Annotated in this window: 1 protein-coding gene; it reads left to right on the forward strand. The window is 54.5% G+C overall.

All coding sequences use genetic code 11. From position 1 onward, the window contains the following. On the forward strand, positions 1–1,240 hold a 1,240-nt coding region (locus A918_RS0110210), incomplete at its 5' end, for a replication-associated recombination protein A (RefSeq protein ID WP_028233644.1). Positions 1,241–1,321 lie beyond the last annotated feature (81 nt).

The raw sequence follows: 1,321 nt of genomic DNA on the forward strand, positions 1-1,321 counted from the left end.
GCGAGACTTGAGCGAAGTCACAGGACAGGAACATCTGACCGGTGAGCAGGGCATTCTCTCGCGTATGATTGCTTCCGGCAGCCTCGGCTCAATGATCTTCTGGGGCCCTCCCGGAACCGGCAAGACCACCATAGCGCGATTGCTGGCCGGTCATACGGATTTGGCCTTTGAGCAGATCTCGGCAATTTTCTCCGGCGTGGCTGATCTCAAGAAAGTTTTTGAAACGGCACGGGCACGGCGTATGTCCGGCCGCCAGACATTGCTGTTTGTCGACGAGATACATCGCTTCAACCGTGCGCAACAGGATAGTTTTTTGCCGGTTATGGAAGACGGCACGGTTGTGCTGATCGGCGCGACAACCGAAAACCCGTCATTTGAGCTCAATGCCGCTCTGTTGTCGCGTGCGCGGGTTTTGACCTTTAAGCCACATGATGAGACAAGTATCACCACATTACTCACAAGAGCCGAAGAGGCCGAGCAGAAGCCATTGCCGCTTGATGCTGATGCGCGTGCCAGTCTGGTGCGTATGGCGGATGGCGATGGCCGTGCGGCGCTGACGCTCGCTGAAGAGGTTTGGCGTGCGGCGCGGCCGGAAGAAGTGTTTACCGCCGAACAATTGCAGGATATCGTGCAGCGTCGTGCGCCGGTCTATGACAAAGGGCAGGACGGGCATTATAATCTGATCTCGGCACTGCATAAATCTGTACGCGGTTCTGATCCCGATGCGGCACTCTATTATCTCAGCCGTATGTTTGATGCAGGGGAAGATCCGCTCTATCTGGGGCGGCGTCTGGTACGTATGGCGGTGGAGGATATCGGTCTTGCCGACCCGCAGGCGCTTGTCATCTGTAATGCTGCCAAGGATGCCTATGATTATCTTGGCTCGCCGGAAGGGGAACTGGCGCTGGCGCAGGCTTGTGTCTATCTGGCGACCGCACCGAAATCCAACGGTGTCTATATGGCCTATAAAGCCGCCAGACGTGCTGCGAAAGAAAACGGCTCTCTGCTGCCGCCGAAGCATATTCTCAATGCGCCTACCAAGCTGATGCGCGATGAAGGCTATAATGACGGCTACCGCTACGATCATGATGAGCCGGATGCGTTTTCAGGGCAGGATTATTTCCCTGAAAAGATGGGGCGTCAGCAATATTATAATCCGCCGGAGCGTGGCTTTGAGCGGGAAATCCGTAAGCGTCTCGATTATTGGGCGAAGCTACGGATTGAACGCAATCAAAAATAATTCTGTTTTACATAAAGAAACCCGGTGGTTAGAGCGGTTTGTGCATGAATTGAATCATGCACACCGCTCTAACCCCTTTTT

Origin of the sequence: Pseudochrobactrum sp. AO18b, from assembly GCF_000409565.1 — a bacterium.
Taxonomy (GTDB): Bacteria; Pseudomonadota; Alphaproteobacteria; order Rhizobiales; family Rhizobiaceae; genus Pseudochrobactrum; species Pseudochrobactrum saccharolyticum.